Origin of the sequence: Paraburkholderia sp. UYCP14C (genome assembly GCF_004197395.1) — a bacterium.
Lineage (GTDB): Bacteria > Pseudomonadota > Gammaproteobacteria > Burkholderiales > Burkholderiaceae > Paraburkholderia.
Window position 1 is genome coordinate 40,093 of the sequence record NZ_SELS01000049.1, and the last position, 16,269, is coordinate 56,361.

General features: G+C 62.6%; 14 protein-coding genes. 11 read left to right on the forward strand and 3 right to left on the reverse strand.

Going from position 1 to position 16,269, the window contains the following annotated elements:
• Positions 1 to 12: 12 nt before the first annotated feature.
• The gene (locus tag EVC45_RS32510) at positions 13 to 783 is read right to left on the reverse strand and encodes a Coq4 family protein (protein WP_129962265.1); all 771 of its coding nucleotides are present in this window, start codon (positions 781 to 783) and stop codon (positions 13 to 15) included.
• A 675-nt stretch (positions 784 to 1,458) separates the two neighbouring features.
• Between EVC45_RS32510 and EVC45_RS32515 the strand changes: the two genes are divergently transcribed.
• From EVC45_RS32515 to EVC45_RS32540, 6 genes are all read left to right on the forward strand, one after another.
• Positions 1,459 to 2,568: a hypothetical protein gene (locus EVC45_RS32515; protein ID WP_129962266.1), complete on the forward strand. Its 1,110-nt coding sequence runs from the start codon at positions 1,459 to 1,461 to the stop codon at positions 2,566 to 2,568.
• A gap of 63 nt (positions 2,569 to 2,631) precedes the next feature.
• Positions 2,632 to 4,149 (forward strand): B12-binding domain-containing radical SAM protein, encoded by a 1,518-nt coding sequence (locus EVC45_RS32520; protein ID WP_129962267.1) that lies wholly within the window; start codon positions 2,632 to 2,634, stop codon positions 4,147 to 4,149.
• A gap of 68 nt (positions 4,150 to 4,217) precedes the next feature.
• On the forward strand, positions 4,218 to 5,645 hold the full coding sequence (locus EVC45_RS32525) for a tryptophanase (RefSeq protein WP_129962268.1): 1,428 nt from the start codon (positions 4,218 to 4,220) through the stop codon (positions 5,643 to 5,645).
• A gap of 21 nt (positions 5,646 to 5,666) precedes the next feature.
• Positions 5,667 to 6,407 (forward strand): AAA family ATPase, encoded by a 741-nt coding sequence (locus EVC45_RS32530; protein WP_248295348.1) that lies wholly within the window; start codon positions 5,667 to 5,669, stop codon positions 6,405 to 6,407.
• A 243-nt stretch (positions 6,408 to 6,650) separates the two neighbouring features.
• A complete protein-coding gene (locus EVC45_RS47055) occupies positions 6,651 to 6,848 on the forward strand; it encodes a hypothetical protein (protein ID WP_129962289.1) in 198 nt (65 codons plus the stop codon).
• Positions 6,849 to 6,896: 48 nt separating this feature from the next.
• On the forward strand, positions 6,897 to 7,478 hold the full coding sequence (locus EVC45_RS32540; protein WP_129962270.1) for a hemerythrin domain-containing protein: 582 nt from the start codon (positions 6,897 to 6,899) through the stop codon (positions 7,476 to 7,478).
• Positions 7,479 to 7,556: 78 nt separating this feature from the next.
• On the opposite strand, the gene EVC45_RS32545 is transcribed toward EVC45_RS32540, so the two are convergent.
• Entirely contained in the window at positions 7,557 to 8,030 is a 474-nt protein-coding gene (locus EVC45_RS32545) for an Lrp/AsnC family transcriptional regulator (RefSeq protein WP_129962271.1), read from the reverse strand.
• A 285-nt stretch (positions 8,031 to 8,315) separates the two neighbouring features.
• On the opposite strand from EVC45_RS32545, the gene hppD reads away from it, so the two are divergent.
• The 3 genes from hppD (at position 8,316) to EVC45_RS32560 (ending at position 12,195) form a co-directional block, all read left to right on the forward strand.
• Positions 8,316 to 9,389 (forward strand): 4-hydroxyphenylpyruvate dioxygenase, encoded by a 1,074-nt coding sequence (gene hppD, locus EVC45_RS32550; RefSeq protein WP_129962272.1) that lies wholly within the window; start codon positions 8,316 to 8,318, stop codon positions 9,387 to 9,389.
• 173 nt (positions 9,390 to 9,562) lie between these two features.
• Entirely contained in the window at positions 9,563 to 10,945 is a 1,383-nt protein-coding gene (locus tag EVC45_RS32555) for an amino acid permease (RefSeq protein ID WP_129962273.1), read from the forward strand.
• 44 nt (positions 10,946 to 10,989) lie between these two features.
• Positions 10,990 to 12,195, forward strand: a complete 1,206-nt coding sequence (locus EVC45_RS32560) for an amino acid aminotransferase (RefSeq protein ID WP_129962274.1) — start codon at positions 10,990 to 10,992, stop codon at positions 12,193 to 12,195.
• Positions 12,196 to 12,256: 61 nt separating this feature from the next.
• Here the strand turns inward: EVC45_RS32560 and EVC45_RS32565 are convergent, their stop codons facing one another.
• A complete protein-coding gene (locus EVC45_RS32565; RefSeq protein ID WP_129962275.1) occupies positions 12,257 to 13,183 on the reverse strand; it encodes a LysR family transcriptional regulator in 927 nt (308 codons plus the stop codon).
• Between the two features lie 163 nt (positions 13,184 to 13,346).
• On the opposite strand from EVC45_RS32565, the gene EVC45_RS32570 reads away from it, so the two are divergent.
• Both EVC45_RS32570 and EVC45_RS32575 read left to right on the forward strand, forming a co-directional pair.
• Complete coding sequence (locus tag EVC45_RS32570) at positions 13,347 to 14,762, forward strand: MmgE/PrpD family protein (RefSeq protein ID WP_129962276.1); 1,416 nt, start codon at positions 13,347 to 13,349, stop codon at positions 14,760 to 14,762.
• Positions 14,763 to 14,878: 116 nt separating this feature from the next.
• Positions 14,879 to 16,225, forward strand: coding sequence for an MFS transporter (locus EVC45_RS32575; protein ID WP_129962277.1), 1,347 nt, complete (start codon positions 14,879 to 14,881; stop codon positions 16,223 to 16,225).
• Positions 16,226 to 16,269 lie beyond the last annotated feature (44 nt).

A 16,269-nucleotide genomic window follows, 5' to 3' on the forward strand; every position in this document is an offset into this window, starting at 1 on the left:
GTTCCTCTCTGTTCACACGTTGCTCGGCGCGGCGAAGCGCCACGGCAGCGTTTGGCCGCCGGCCAGGATGCCCTGTGGATGAGCGAGCGCGACCGGCTCGATCGCCAGTTCCAGGCGGACCACGGCGAGCGGCCGCTGCAACGCTTCTTCCCAGCGGTACGAGAGGGGAATGCGCGCATGCTTGCCACGCAGCCACGCGCGGTGCAGAAAGCGATGGACCCAGAAGTTCGGCCACCACGGCGCAGTCAGCGCGGTGCCGAGCAGGCCGACGATGCGCGCACGCATCGGTTCGAGGCCGCAGTCGAAGGCGAGAAGCGAGGTCTCGCCGGCCCAGTCCTGACCGTAGCCCGTCAACACGTGCAGCAGGTCGTGAATGCAGCCGCTGCGCTCGATGAACCACTGACGGTCCGGGCCGGGGAGGATTTCTTCGAGGCCCGCGGCCAGCCGGCTTGCCTGCAGCAGGCCATCGGCGCTGTAGCCGCTGTATTCCATCATCGACATGTAAGCGCGGCCGAACGAACCAGCGGGCAAGCGCAGCAGCGTGTCGGAATCCGCGAGCGTGCGCAGTAGCGACGGCTGCTCCGACAGCAGCGGGCCAGCGCCCGGCTCGCTGAGAAAGCGCTGATACATCGTCTCCATCTGGCCGCCGTCGAGCGCGATCATCACTTCGTAGGCATGCTGAATATCGTCTACGTTCTCCCTCAACGCCTTGATCGCCCGCAACGCGCGTGGCCAGTCGATGCGGCGTCGCGCCAGCGCGTCGTCCTTCAGGGTTGCTGTCATCTACGGCTCCCGTCAAAGATCAAGAGGGCGATTCAGGAGTGGCGATCGAGCGACGCCACGCGATTCAGGTGCGGATACGGCTAAGATGCCTCGGGGCAGGACTGCCATTACTTGCGGATGCCTTTTTGCAGGGTTCATGCCAGTTGTCCGCCGGCAGCCTGGAAGTCGTCGTCATCCCCAGCAAGAACGGAATGAAGTGGCCAGATCTGAAAGGGCGGCGCGGGTATCGCGAGGATTGAACGGAGTCTGCGATTTGCGGACTTTCGCCCGGCGCAAGCCCGTCGTGGGCTGCTGGATGTCGGTGCCGGGCCAACACATGAGTGAAATCTGTTGGTTGCGGCTCGACTGCGGGACGTTCGATACCGGGCCGGCCCGCATGTCGACGTCCGAACATCTAAACGTGCGGATCTATCGCGCCGCCCTTTGAAATCTGGCCGCCTGCTTGCGTCATTGCATCTGACGACGACTCGGTTAGCGCCGCAAAAGAATGCCTGGCACGAACCGTGCACGACGAGCGCGAACGATGGATCGAGTCAACGCATCGTGTCCGCGATGCTCACGATCGATGTCCCCGGTCTTAACACGAAGACCTGTTATGCATTGAAGTTCGCAGACCGAAGTAAAGGGTCGAGAAATTTCTGGATTGGGATTACTCACGAGGGTGGAGGTAGAGCAATGAATCAGGCATGGAAGGCGAAAGCGGGACAGTTCCTACCGGGCGCAAATCTGACTGTGCTGCCGCACTGGGAGCGCGAGGCGACACCGAGCTACGATCGTGCCGAGGTCTCGGTGCCTGGGCGCCTTCACTTCGCCGTATTCGACTTTATGCAAATGGCGCCCGGCTTCGGCGGCGGCGGACTCGGCGTATCGACGAGCACGGTCGGGCACCGTATCACCATCACGAAGACGACGAGCGGCGCAGGCGGCTGCGACGTGCCGAGCGGGCGTCACATGCTCGAGTTGTTCAAGCGAGCCGTCGGCTACGCACACGACGACATCCGCGTCGACCGGGTGCGCAGCATCCAGCATCAGCACAGCGGTTTCGGCTCGAATGTCTCGTTCAACACCGCGACGCTCGCCGGCTTGAACGCATTGTTCGGCTCGCCGTTTTCGCCGCACGACATGTGGGAAATGATCACCCGCAACTACGTCGAGACCGCGAAGGATAACGAGCACGTGTACTTCGGCCTCGAGACCGGCGTCGGCGAAGCGTGTCTGTTCTTCGGCGGCCTGGTCTGGGTCGACGAGAAGCACGGCAACGGTCGCTTCCTCGGCAACCTGAGTTCGGAAAATCTGTGGGTGACCACCGCCGTGGGCAACTACGACACGCTATCGACCGAAACGCTACGTGCCCACGGCGAAGACGCGGACATGTCCGGCACCACCGAGGCGGGCTTCGTGCCGACGCATTTCGTCGAATGGCAGAAGCGCTACGGCACCGCGTGGCGCAACTTCATCGAACAGAAACTGCGGCCGGCACTGCATCGCAACGACCTGTTCGCGTTCCTGAAGCACGGTTGGGAACTCAACAGCATGAGCAACATGAAGGTGCTGGAGGGCATTTTCCGGACCGACGTGATGCGTGAGTTCGACGAGACGATGCAACGCGAGGGCGCGGTGTATGCCGGGATGAGCAGCGCGGGTCCGGGCTTCTACGCATTCTCCGACTGCGAGGAAAAGGCGAAGCACCTCGCGACGGTGATGATGCATCGCTTCAGTGAATTCATGAGCGAGACGACGGTGGCGCGCGCGGGTCAGAAGATGTCCATCGACGTCGCCGTCTAGCCGCGCGCTTCTACAACGACCCCTGCGAACCCTCGCGAACCTCTCCACTGAGACCGATCGAACATGGCCAAGCGCGTCACCTTCGTCAACACGAACCAGATCAAGCCGGCCATTGCGCCGATCGCATTCGACTACCTGTCCGCGCCGATGGAGCGAGCGGGGTTCGAGCTCAATTTGCTCGACCTGTGCTTCTCCGACGATTGCGAGGCGGCCATCGCCGAGCACTGCCGCACCGCGGAGCCTGACTACTGGGGGGTGACGCTGCGAAATACCGACGACGTCTATTTTTCCAGCGGCTACAGTTTTCTCGACAGAATCAGGGACATCGTCGCGATGCTTCGGCGTGCGCGCGCGGTGCCGGTCGTGATGGGCGGCGCGGGCTATTCGGTGATGCCGGAAAAGCTGCTCGCGTATCTCGACGCCGACTTTGGCATCGTCAGGGAAGGCGAATTCAGCTTTCCCGAGTTGCTGACCTGCCTTGAAGAAGGCAGGAGCTTCACGCACATACCCGGCCTGGTCTATCGCGATACGGACGGGGTGCATGCCACGCCGCTCGCCCCGAACGAATGCGGACCGCTGGCGAGCATCGGGCCGCACGAACGCAAGCTGGTCGACAACCCGCGCTATTTCGCCAAGGGCGGCCAGATCGGCATCGAAACGAAGCGCGGCTGCAATCGCTCCTGTATCTATTGCGTCGAGCCGCTGATCAAAGGCCGCACGGTGCGCATGCGCGAACCCGACGATGTCGTCGCCGAGATGGCGTCGCTCGAGGAGCGCGGGGTCAACGTGTTTCACATCAACGACTCGGAATTCAATCTGAGCGTCGCGCATCCTCTGGCGCTGTGCGCGGCCATCATCCGGCACGGGCTCGCCGGAAAAATCCAGTGGTATGCGTACGGTATGCCGCGGCCGTTTCCGGACGAACTCGCGGCCGCGATGAAAGCCGCCGGTTGCGTCGGCATGAACTTCGGCGTCGACACCGCCAGCGAAACCATGCTGAAGATCCTGCGCCGTACCTTTAGCGCCGCCGACATCGAACATGCGGTCAACACGGCGAAGCGCCACGGCCTCGAACACATCATCGAGCTGCTGTTCGGCGCGCCCGGCGAGACTCAGGAAACCGCGCGCGAGACGATCGAGTTCATCAAGCGGGTCGATCCGGAGCGCGTCTCGGTGACGGTCGGGCTGAGGATTTTCCCGGGAACCGAGCTTGAGCAGATGATCCGCAGCGAAGGCCTGCACGTCGGGAATCCGAATCTGCACGGCCGTATCGAAGACAACGACGATCTGCTGCATCCGGTGTTTTATCTGCCGACCGCATTGGGCCCGGACCCGCAGCAATTCATCGCCGATCTGATCGGCAATGACCGGCGGTTCTTCGGCACCAATGCGAGCCTCTTCAACTACAACGCGAACGACGCACTGGTCGAAGCGATCGCGCAAGGCGAGCGGGGCGCGTATTGGTCGATTCTGAACCGGATCGAGAAACGCTTCGAAGCGGCCCACAACGCTCGCGGATGCCACCGTGCGTCCGCGGACGGCGACGCCGTGAACTGGACGCCGATCGTACAAAGTGCCTGACGCGATGAACGATGCCCGAAGCGGCCAGTCATCCGCTGGCCCGCGTACTTTCAACGCAGGAGGAGTGCATGCTTCTAGAAAACAGCCAGCCTGAGCCGTACAGGATCAAGATGGTCGAGCCGATCAGGCTGATCGACCGCGAGCAACGGCAGGCGCGGCTCGCCGCTGCCGGGTACAACGTGTTTCGCCTCGAAGCGGACGACGTCTATATCGATCTGATGACGGACAGCGGCACTACCGCGATGAGCGCGAACCAGTGGGCAGGCATCATGACCGGCGACGAGTCGTATGCCGGTTCCCGCAGCTTTACGAAGTTGACGCAGGCCGTGCGAGACATGCTCGGTTTCGAGTACGTGCTGCCGACCCACCAGGGCCGGCCGGCCGAGCACTTCCTGTTTCGGACCCTCGTGCGCCCGGGGCAGGTGGTGCCGTTCAACGCGCCGTTCGATTCGACCGAGGCGCACGTATCGATTGCCGGCGGGACCGCGGTATCGTGCGTCGGCGAAATCGGCTACCAACCCGCGGTCGAGCACCCGTTCAAGGGCGACGTGGACGTGCAGAAGCTGCGCAACGTGATCGACAGCGAGGGGCGCGACAACGTTCCGCTGATCATGGTCTCGCTGACCAACAACGCGGGCGGCGGCCAGCCGGTATCGATGGCGAACCTGCGCGCGGTGAAGGCATTGGCCGATGAGTTCGCGATTCCCGTGTACTTCGATGCGGCGCGCTGCGCGGAGAACGCCTACTTCATCCAGCAGCGTGAGAGCGGCTATGCGAACCGGTCCGTCGCGGAGATTCTGAAGGAGCAGTTTTCCTATGCCGAGGGCTGCACGTTCAGCTGCAAGAAGGATGCGCTGGTCAACATCGGCGGCTTGCTCGCGACACGCTCGCGCGCGCTCTACGATCAGGTCGTGCCGCTGCTCGTGCTGCACGAAGGCTTCGTTACCTACGGAGGAATGGCGGGTCGCGATCTCGAAGCGCTCGCGATCGGTCTGCGCGAGATGGTCGACGACTCATACCTGCAGCACCGCGTGGGTCAGGTCGAGCGGTTAGGGGATACGCTGATAGCCGGCGGCGTTCCGATACTGAGGCCAACCGGTGGGCACGCAGTGTATGTCGACGCGGCCGCCTTCCTGCCGCACGTGCCGCGCTCGGAGTTCCCAGCCGAGGCGCTCGCTTCCGAGCTTTATCTGGAGGGCGGCGTGCGCGCTGTCGGTCTGGGCTCGCTGGCGTTCCTGAAAGAGGATCCGTCGACGGGCGCGTCCGCTCCTCCGAGGATGGAACTGCTGAGGTTGGCCATTCCTCGCCGCGTCTACACCGATAGCCACCTCGCGGCGGTCGCCGCTGCGTTGATCCGGGTCTATCGACGACGCGATGCGATCCGGGGCATGCGCATCGTCTCGGCACCGCCGATGCTCAAGCACTTCACGGCGGTCCTCGCGCCGCTCGAGGCCCGCGACGAAATGCTCGCGGAGTCGCGCGAAGTCATGGTCTGAGGTGATCTCATGTCGAATGGTGTGTTCGAAGCGCTCGAGCTCAAACCGCATGCTTATCCGGGTGTGCTGGTCACGTTGTGCGGCGTGGATGGGGCCGGGAAGTCTTCACTGATGAAAAGGCTCGAAAGCGCGTGCACGCATGCGGGGCTCAACTGCGTGACGACGTTTACACCGACCCGCCGGATCCGCAAAGACGAAGTGTTCCGGGAGATGGTCGACAGCCACTGGCGTACCGCGAACGCCGGTGCCGGAACCGACGCAAGCGCGCGGCGCGTCGACATGCTGGGCATTCTGCTGTCCATCATGGGAGACCTCGTCCAACATATGACCGACACGGTCATACCGGCACTGGAACGCGGCGACGTGGTCTTTTGCGATCGTTATGTGTTCACCTCTCAGGCTGAAATCGGCACGCGCTCCGATCCCGCGGAGACCGCGCACGTGCTCCACAGTATCGCTGGCCATTTGCTGCGCCCCGACGTCGCCTTTGGCCTGAACGTTTCCGGCGCGACTTCGCACCGCCGCGTGCGGGCAAGGAACGACGAGAACGACCAGCCGCCGCCGATGCACTTTCTGCTGCGTCAGGTGGCGGCCTATCGCGCCGTGTTCGAGGTCAACGGTGTTGTCGCGCTGGATGGGGAGCGCAGTATCGACGACACGTTCCGCACGGCACTCGGTCGTATCCTGGCTATCGAACGTGTTGCGAAGCGCTCAGGCCCGATCGCACTGGAGCGCTCTACGCAAACTCTGGCGGCATGCTGAGGCTCGCTTCAGTGCGGGCATCGGCGGAACCGTTGCCATCCTCCGTTGAATTGAGCATTTAACGGCATCGATCGAACTGGCCAGTTGCCGCACGCCCAGTCTTCTCCGATTGTCGACCCGCGTCGAGCGGCCGGATTCCGGCCGCGAGGCATGCGACAAAATGCGCGTCGACACGTTTTGATGAGCATCTATCCTTCGAGAAAGGACCACGATGCATTGAACATCAGAGCAAAGGAGACGACGATGCTTAGCCCACATGAGATCGCAACGCTCATGCTTCTCGAGACAAACCCCCGTCCGGAGAATTTCGATCCCGGCGATCTCGACGCGTTGTGCGAGCGCCAACTCGTTTCTCTGGAAAAGCTCGCGTCCGGATACGCGCGAGGCCGGCTGACTGCGCAAGGACACTCCGTATTGAGGTCGGTCGGCAGGGCGCATTAGTTCCTCGCTCTGCATTGCCTCGGAGCTTTGACCTTCAGGAGCAGTCACATGCAATCCCCACTAGCGCGGCGGGCGGTACAGACTATCGTCCGCGAACATCAACAGCTTTCAGCGGTGGTCAACGGCATGACCCGGTTCGTCGAGTCGCTGTCGGCGGGCGCTCATCCGCCCGAGCCGATGCTGATGCGGGCCATGCTTTACTACATTCGGGAATATCCGGAGCAGGTTCATCATCCGAAGGAAGACAAATATCTGTTTGCGCGCTTGCGATCACGTACGGACGACCTGGACGACGTCATCGACGAACTGGAGGCGCAGCATGTGGCAGGCGAGGCGCGGGTGCGTGATCTTGAACGCGCGCTGACCCGCTATGAACTGAGCGGGTATGCCGCGGTGCCGGCTTTGCGGACGTTGGTTGATGAGTACGCGGTGTTTTATCGCAATCACCGGCGCCTGGAGGAGGAAGTGATTTTGCCGGCCGCATTGCGTTTTCTTACCGCGGCCGACTGGATGGAACTGGACGAAGCGTTCGGCGCCAATCGCGATCCGTTCAGCGGTAGCGAGATCGAAGGTGAAATGGAGCGGTTGTTTTCGTTGATCGTCAGTACGGTTTCGGAGTCGATTCAATAAGGAAACAGACCGTCTAAACGAACGTTCGGCTTCGAAGCTGGTTGGCAGCACCGGCGCACCGCGCTCGCGTTCAGCGGGCTAGACCGCCAACGGGACAGCGCCCGTACATTTGATCTCGTCGAGACATACGCTGGACTTGACGCCGCTCACGCCCGGAATGCGCATCAGCGTATCCAGCAGAAACTCCGACAGCGCTTTCAGGTCGTGCGCGACGACCTTCAGCATGTAATCGATATCACCCGTCACGACGAAGCATTCCTGAACCTGGGTGAGTTCCGAGATCATCCGCTTGAACTTCGACAGGTCGCGGACATGGCCTCGCTCCATCGTCACCTGGATGAAAGCCACCACGCCAAAGCCAAGCATCTGCGCGTCGAGCCGCGTCTCGTAGAGCTTGATCACGCCCATTTCCTCTAGCCGGCGATGACGTCTCAGCGTTTGCGCCGGCGACAGCTTGATTGCCTCCGCAAGTTCGAGATTGGAGATGCGCCCCTGGGACTGAAGAATCTCCAGCAAACGCAGGTCGATACGGTCGAAGTCGATCGTCTGCACTTTTATTTCCTAGAACATTGGCAAAATGAAATGGTAATGCACAAATCAGGGTTTGTCTGCGTTCGGTAGGAAATCCTATTGCATCGATAAAAATTTACACTGATCGCAGATGTCGCTGCGACGAGAGCAGATGCGTTGGGAGAATAGTCAGGTGCGCGGGTGGTCGGAGGATGCTGCATAAGAGACCGCATCGAGAAATTTTCTTTCATTTTTCCAACGCACCGCACCACGCGGTGCGGGTTGCTCGCCGAAAATCATTCATCATCCGCTGAACCTGAGACGATCATGGCCGACCTGTTTGAGAATCCAATGCAATTGATGGGCTTCGAATTCGTTGAATTCGCTTCGCCCACACCCAACGTGCTCGAACCGCTGTTCGAGCAGATGGGTTTCACGCTGGTGGCTCGCCACCGTTCGAAGGATGTGCTGCTTTACCGCCAGGGCGAAATCAACTTCATCGTCAATCGCGAGCGCAATAGTCAGGCCGCTTACTTTGCCGCCGAGCATGGCCCGAGCGCGTGCGGTATGGCATTTCGCGTGAAGGATTCGCACCAGGCCTACGCCCGCGCGCTGTCGCTGGGCGCTCAGCCGATCGAGATCGCAACCGGTCCGATGGAGTTGCGTTTGCCCGCAATCAAAGGCATTGGCGGTGCGCCGCTTTATCTGATCGACCGCTTCGAAGACGGCAAGTCGATCTACGACATCGATTTCGAGTTCATCGAAGGTGTCGACCGACGGCCGGCCGGTCATGGCTTGCGCCTCGTCGATCACCTCACGCACAACGTCTATCGCGGCCGCATGACGTATTGGGCCAACTTCTACGAGAATCTGTTCAACTTCCGTGAACTGCGCTACTTCGACATCGAGGGCGAATACACGGGTCTCACGTCGAAGGCGATGACCGCGCCGGACGGCAAAATCCGCATTCCATTGAACGAGGAATCCGGCAAGGGAAGCGGCCAGATCGAGGAATTCCTGATGGCCTTCAACGGCGAGGGCATTCAACACATCGCGTTCCTGATGGACGATCTGATCAAGGTTATCGACAACCTGCAGATGGCAGGCGTGCCGCTGATGACCGGGCCGAACAGCTACTACTACGATGCGCTCGAAACGCGCCTGCCGGGCCATGGTCAACCGGTTGGCGAATTGCAGTCGCGCGGCATCCTCCTCGACGGAACGACGGCGGACGGCTCTCCGCGCCTGCTGCTGCAGATCTTTTCCAAACCGCTGCTTGGCCCCGTGTTCTTCGAATTCATCCAGCGCAAGGGTGACGAAGGTTTCGGGGAAGGCAATTTCAAGGCGCTGTTCGAGTCGCTCGAACGCGATCAGATCGAGCGGGGCACGCTGAAAGTCTGACGCGCGCACTCCCCGTTCATAGCCGCTTCAACAATACCTATCCCAGCAAGACACGGCACCGGCGTCACAAGCGTCGGCTGTGACGTCTCGGCATTTTTCGCCTGCCCGACAGGAGCAGGCGAAAAACGAGGCGTGGCGTCCGGACTTAACCGCAGGACACAGGAGACAACATCGTGGCACACCAGGAGCAGGGCACGCTACAGCGCGGCCTGAAGAATCGTCACATCCAGTTGATCGCGCTAGGAGGCGCAATCGGCACAGGCCTCTTTCTCGGCATCGCGCAGACCATCAAGACGGCAGGGCCGTCGGTATTGCTCGGGTACGCGATCGCGGGCATCGTCGCTTTCTTCATCATGCGGCAACTCGGCGAAATGGTCGTCGACGAGCCCGTTGCAGGTTCCTTCAGCTACTTCGCAGGCAAATACTGCGGCCAGTTCTCCGGCTTCGTGTCCGGCTGGAACTACTGGGTGCTGTATATCCTCGTGTCGATGGCGGAACTGTCGGCCGTGGGCATCTACATGCAGTACTGGTGGCCGGGTCTGCCGACCTGGGTCTCCGCGCTCGTCTGCTTCGGCGTCGTCAACGCGATCAACCTGACCAGCGTGAAGTCGTACGGCGAACTCGAATTCTGGTTCTCGATCGTCAAGGTCGCGGCCATCGTCGGCATGATCGGCTTCGGCGGCTATCTGCTGCTCTCGGGCCATGCCGGCCCGGACGCGGGCGTGTCCAATCTGTGGCGCCACGGCGGCTTCTTTCCGAACGGCGTGTCGGGTCTCGTGATGTCGATGGCTGTCATCATGTTCTCGTTCGGCGGACTGGAACTCGTCGGCATTACGGCGGCCGAGGCGGAAGATCCTTCGCACACGATCCCGCGCGCGACCAACCAGGTGATCTACCGGATCCTGCTTTTCTACGTCGGCGCACTCGGCGTGCTGCTGTCGCTGTATCCGTGGGAAAAAGTCGTGACGGGCGGCAGTCCGTTCGTGTTGATCTTTCACGCGATGAATAGCAACTTCGTTGCCAACGTGCTCAATGCCGTGGTGCTCACCGCCGCGCTGTCGGTGTACAACAGCGGCGTCTATTGCAACAGCCGCATGCTTTACGGTCTCGCAGGCCAGGGCAATGCGCCGCGCGCGTTGCTGAAGGTGAATTCCCGCGGCATTCCGCTCGTCGCGCTCGGCGTTTCCGCTCTGGCGACGGCCACCTGCGTGGTGATCAACTACCTGATGCCGGGTAAGGCGTTTGAACTGCTGATGGGGCTCGTCGTGTCGGCGCTCATCATCAACTGGGCGATGATCAGCATCATTCATTTGCGCTTCCGCGCCGCGAAAGCGCGAGCTGGTGAGACGACCTTCTTCCGCAGCCTCGGCTATCCGCTGACCAACTATCTGTGTCTGATCTTCCTTGGCGGCATTCTGGTCGTGATGTGGCTGATTCCGGATCTGCGCATGTCGGTCTACCTGATCCCGGTCTGGCTCGTTGCGCTGGGCGTCGGCTATCGCTTGCGCAACAGGCGCGCGGGCAGCGCGGTACCGGTTGGCGTGCCGATGCCCTAAGCACCGCGTTTCTGCAATCTCTTGTCCTAATCCAGGGAACTAGCATGTTCGAACACATCGATGCCTATGCGGGCGATCCGATCCTCACGTTGAACGAGAACTTCGCGAAGGATCCGCGCAACGATAAGGTCAATCTGAGCATTGGGATTTATTACGACGATCAAGGCCGCTTGCCGGTGATGCAAGCCGTGCGCGAGGCAGAAGGACAACTGCTCGCCGAGCTCGGTCCAAAGCCGTACCTGCCGATGGCGGGCTTCGCACACTACCGCGATGCCGTGCAATCGTTGGTGTTCGGCGACGACTCGGCGGCGCGGATCGAAGGGCGCATTGCGACCGTGCAGACCTTGGGCGGCTCGGGCGCGCTCAAGGTCGGTGCGGACTTCATCAAGCGGTACTTCGCGGGCTCACGGGTATGGGTCAGCGATCCGACGTGGGAGAACCACCGTTTCATCTTCGAGCGCGCGGGTTTTGAAGTCGGTGCCTATCCCTACTACGACGCGTCGAATGGCGGCCTGAAATTCGAGCAGATGCTATCGGCCATCGACGCGCTGCCGGCGCGCAGCGTCGTGCTGTTGCACGCATGCTGTCACAACCCGACGGGCGTGGATCTGAACGACGCGCAATGGGTGCAACTGATCGAGGTCGTCAGGAAGCGGAACCTGTTGCCGTTCATCGACATGGCGTATCAGGGCTTCGGCACAGGCATCGACGCGGATGCATTTGCGATTCGGGAACTCGTGCGCCAGAACGTGCCGGCATTGGTGGCCAATTCGTTCTCGAAGAACTTCTCGCTGTATGGCGAGCGGTGCGGCGGACTGTCGGTGATTTGCGAGTCGCCGGAGGTGGCCGGGCGCGTGCTGGGTCAATTGACGAGCGCGGTGCGCGCGAACTACAGCAATCCGCCGACGCACGGCGCGAAGATCGTCGCGCGCGTGCTGACCACGCCGGCACTGCGACAATCGTGGCAGGAAGAGCTTGCGTCGATGTGCCGGCGCATCATGCGCATGCGTGCCGAGATCCATCAGCGCTTGCGTGGCAAGGTGCCGGACACGCTGCTCGCGCGGTACCTCGAGCAGCGCGGTATGTTCACCTACACGGGGTTGTCGGCAGACCAGGTCGACACGCTGCGCGAACGGCACGGCGTCTATCTGATCCGGTCCGGGCGCATGTGCGTCGCCGCGCTCAACGACGACAACGTTGCGACGGCGGCGGAGGCCATCGCGACGGTCATCTCGCGGGGAAGCGACTGAAGCTGCCGCAAGCTGACAGCCGCGCCCTCACGCCGATACGCATCGGCGGGCGGAGGCGCGATTACTCCGGCTGCATCCATGCCGGATCGAGCGGAGCCATCCTGCGCAACGTTAGTCGAAAATCCCGCGCGACGGCCGACAGCGTTGCGTCGCGTCGTCGCAGCAAACCGATCGTGCGCGCAACCGTCGGCTCGACGAGCGGACGGATCGCGATTCTCGATTGAGTGTCGCGGGGCGCCGCGCAACGCGGAATGATCGAGATGCCGAGTCCCGCTTCGACGAGTCCGAGCGAGGTCGTCAGATGCTCGATTTCGATTAGCCGGTCCGGCCGCCAGTCGATGTCGCGCAATGCGGCATCGAGCATCCGCCGATTGCCGCTGGTCGTGCCCGACACGATCAACGGCCACGGTCTCAGCTCCCGCCACGCAACATGCTCGCTCCTCGCCAGCGGATGATCGGCGGGGCACGCAAGTACATAAGGGTCCACCAGCAACTCGTCGATCTCGAGTTCCGGCGTTTCGTTGACGAGAAACGCAATGCCGAACTCCGCGTCTCCTTCGGCGACGCGCCGGGCGACGGTCAACAAATCCGCCTCGATCAGTCTCAGGCGAACTTCGGGGCGTTTGCGGTGATAGCTGCTGACGATCTTCGGCAGCATGAACTTCGCGACGGTGGGGATGCACGCAATCGTCAGTTGACCCGCGCGAATCCGGGTGGCCTCGGTGACGAGTTGCAACGATGCTTCGAGTTCACGCAGCACGCTCTGTGCGCGCGGCAGCAGCAGTTCTCCGGACGAAGTGAGTGAGACCGTGCGCGTCGTGCGCTCGAACAGCATCAGGTCGAGCGCCTCTTCCAGCCGCTTGACGCGACGCGTCAGCGCCGATGCGGACAGGTTCAGTTCGATCGCCGCATCGTTGAACGACGCGTGCGAAGCGACTGCGACGAAAGCGCGAAGCGAATCGAGATCGACACCGGGAAAACGGACCATGAGAAGCTGTGCGTGGACGATCGGAGACGGCGGACTATTGCGTGTGGGGCAATAATAATCGCGTCGCACGCAATTCACAAATCGCCGGCGCGTGCGGATACTGGGCAACAGCAGCACGATCTCTCCGCTCAACCCACTAGCGCGCCATTGCGCCCGTCACGCGATGAACCACCACAACGACATCGGCACAAACCCCTATACCGGCGGCGTCGCGGCCTTCGTGGCCGGATTGCGTTACGAGGCGATTCCCGACGAGGTGCGCGCTCGCGTCAAGCTGCTCATTCTCGACTCGCTCGGCTGCGCGCTATTCGGCTCGGGCCTCGAGTGGAGCCGGATTCTCGCGGATACGCTCGCGGGCGTCGATACGACTCAAGGTTGCCGCGTGTGGGGCATGCCGATGAAGCTGTCGGCACCACACGCGGCGCTCGTCAACGGCACGATGATCCAGAGCTTCGAGCTCGACGACGTGCATCGCGCGGGCGTGTTGCATGTCGGCGCGGTCACGCTGCCGGCGATCCTCGCGATCGCGGAGATGCTGCCCGCCAATGCGCGCATGAGCGGCCGCGATTTTCTGCGCGCGTGTGTGGCCGGCTACGAAGTGGGGCCGCGCGTCGGGATGTGCATGGGACCGGAGCACATCGCGCAGGGCTGGCATTCGGGCGCAACCGTCGGCGTGTTTTCGGCGGCGGCGGGTGCGGCCGCCGCGTTGCGTCTCGATACGGCGCGCACGGTGCACGCACTCGGCATCGGCGGCACGCAGTCGGCGGGATTGATGGCCGCGCAGTTCGGCGCGATGGTCAAGCGTATGCATGCGGGCCGCGCCGCGCAAAGCGGGTTGTATGGCGCGCTGCTGGCGCAGAACGGCTTCACGGGCATCGTCGACGTATTCGAGAACCCGTATGGCGGCTTTTGCAGCACGTTCTCGCGCTCGACCGACCGCTTCGATCTGAGTCAGTTGATCGACGGTCTCGGCGAGCGCTTCGAGACGATGAACATCGCGTTGAAGTTCTATTCGTGCGTGGGCAGCAATCACACGACGCTCGACGCGATTCGCGCGATGCAGGCACGTCGCCCGTTTGCGGCGAGCGAGGTGGAATCGATCGTCGTGCACGGCTCGCGTGTGACCGTCGATCACGTCGGCTGGCGATATGTGCCGCAGGGCTTGACGTCCGCGCAACTGAACCTGCCGTATTGCGTCGCCACGCTGCTGCTCGAAGGCGACGTGTTCGTCGACCAGTTCAGCGAGGACAAGGTCGCGGACCCTCAGCGCATGGCGCTGGCGGATCGCGTCCAGGTGCTCGAAGATCCATCGATCACCGCGCTCGGACGCGGCTCGCGTCATACGGTGCGGGTCGAGGTCAGACTGCGCGACGGCACGCGGCTCGAGGAAACCGTGCAGTCCCAGCGCGGCAGCGAGCATGCGTTCGCGAGCGATGCGGAGATCGTCGGCAAGATGATGAAGCTCGCGGCGCACCGGATCGGCCCCGAGCAGATCGGCCGAATCGTGGACTGGGTGCTGTACGCGGAAGAAAAGACCGACACGGCCGAACTCGTGCGCCTGCTTGCGACCCACAGCTAGTGGTTGGGTGACAGCAGCACCGCAGCAAAGGCAGTGAAGCAGCAAAGCACCACAGCAGCAAAGCAGCAATCCAGGCACCAGACAAAACCGGCCACCAGGCCGCAAGGGGACACAGGATGGCCGCAACGCCTCATGATCTTTCGCTACGGGCCTCTGTCGGCGGCCGACGCGAGCGCCTGCGCTCGATCATCGGCGGCAGCGCGGGTAACGTGATCGAGTGGTACGACTTTCTCGCTTACTCGATCTTCTCGATCTACTTCAGCAAGGCATTCTTTCCAGGCGGCAGTCAGACGGCGCAACTGCTGAACGCGGCCGCGATCGCAGCGATCGGCTATGTGGTGCGCCCGCTCGGCAGCTGGGCGATCGGCGCGCTCGCCGACCGGCGCGGCAGGCGCGTCGCATTGAGCGTATCGGTGGCGATGATGAGCATCGGTTCGTTGATCATCGCGCTCACGCCGACCTACGCGACGATCGGCGTCGCGGCACCCGGCGTGCTCGTCTGCGCGCGGCTGCTGCAAGGCTTCAGCATGGGCGGCGAGGCGGGCACGAGCGCGACCTATCTGAGCGAAATGGCTCCCGCGGGCCGGCGCGGCTTCTTCGTCGGCTTCGTGCAGGTGACGGTGGTGATGGGGCAACTGATCGCGCTTGCGTTGATGCTCGTGCTGCAGTGGCTGTTGCTGTCGCCCGCGCAACTCGAAGCCTGGGGCTGGCGCATTCCGTTCGCGATAGGCGGAGCGCTCGCCGTCTTCGCACTGTATCTGCGGCGCGGCATCGCGGAAACGGAGGCGTTCGAACGCGCCGACGCACAAGCGTCGGCGAGGCCGGACGAAGCCGGGCGCGGCAGTCTGATGGCGTTGCTGGTCCGACATCGCATGCAGACTTTGTGGACGATCGGCATCAGCATCGGCGGCACCGTCGCGTTCTATACGTTCACGATCTATCTGCAGAAGTACATGGTCAACACGACGGGCTTCAGCCGCGGCACGGCGACGCTCATCACCACTGCCGCGCTCGTGATCTACATGTGTTTCCAGCCGCTCTATGGACTATTGTCGGATGCCGTCGGCCGGCGCCCCGTGATGCTGGTGTTCGGTATCGGCGGCACGTTCTGCACGGTGCCCCTGATGCACGCGCTGGGCGCCACGCACAGCGTGTGGGTCGCATTCGCGCTGAACCTGGCGGCGCTCGCCATCCTGAGCGGCTTCTCGTCGATCCACTGGCTCGTCAAATCGGAGCTGTTTCCCGCGAAGCTGCGGGCCCTCGGCGTCGGCTTGCCGTTTGCGGTGGTGTCGTCGGTGATGGGCGGCACGACGGAATACCTCGCGCTGAAGTTCAAGCACGCGGGTCACGAGTCGTGGTTCTTCTACTACGTGAGCGCGTGCGCGGCGATCTCGCTGATCACCTATCTGCTGATGCCGGAGACCCGGCATCGATCCGTCATCGATGAAGAAGCGCGAGGCTGACGGTACGGCGCCCAGCAACGCACGCACCGAGACGACACGATGCG